General features: G+C 65.6%; 1 pseudogene. It reads right to left on the bottom strand.

The features are described 5' to 3' along the window. Positions 1–13: 13 nt before the first annotated feature. Positions 14–487: pseudogene (locus MTQ10_RS30990) on the bottom strand (IS5 family transposase); the annotation flags it as partial. Positions 488–491 lie beyond the last annotated feature (4 nt).

Here is a 491-nt window from a genome sequence, read left to right as displayed (position 1 = left end):
CTAAGACCGTGTCCTATGTGGTGAGGCGGATGAGGCGCTTGTAGCAGCACAGGGCTGCGGCGAGTCCGAGAAAGGCCAGGTAGTTGCGGGGGTTGCGTTCGTAGCGAGGGCTGAGTCGGTGGTAGCCGGACAGCCACGACATGGTGCGCTCGATGACCCAGCGGCGTCGCCCTAATCGCTGGCTGGACTCGATGCCCTTCCGGGCGATGCGCACGCCGATGCGCTTCCCGCGGAGCCATCTGCGCAGGTCGGCACGGTCGTAGGCTTTGTCCGCGTGCAGCCGCTGGGGCTTGAAGTACCGGTCTCGGTGGGGGTCGTGTCTCGTTTGGTGACCCTCCATCATCGGCTTCAGTCCTTCGCTGTCATGGGTGTTGGCGGCCGAGACGCCGACGAGGAGGGGCAGTCCGTTCGCGTCCGACAGGACGTGCATCTTGGAACCCGGCTTGCCCCGGTCCACGGGGCTCGGACCTGTGTGTTCGCCCCCTTTTTAG

This window comes from Streptomyces sp. XM83C (assembly GCF_023072675.1).
GTDB classification, from domain to species: Bacteria; Actinomycetota; Actinomycetes; order Streptomycetales; family Streptomycetaceae; genus Streptomyces; species Streptomyces thermocoprophilus.
Note: the sequence above shows the minus strand (reverse complement) of the source record. Positions and strands in the feature narration are given on the sequence as shown.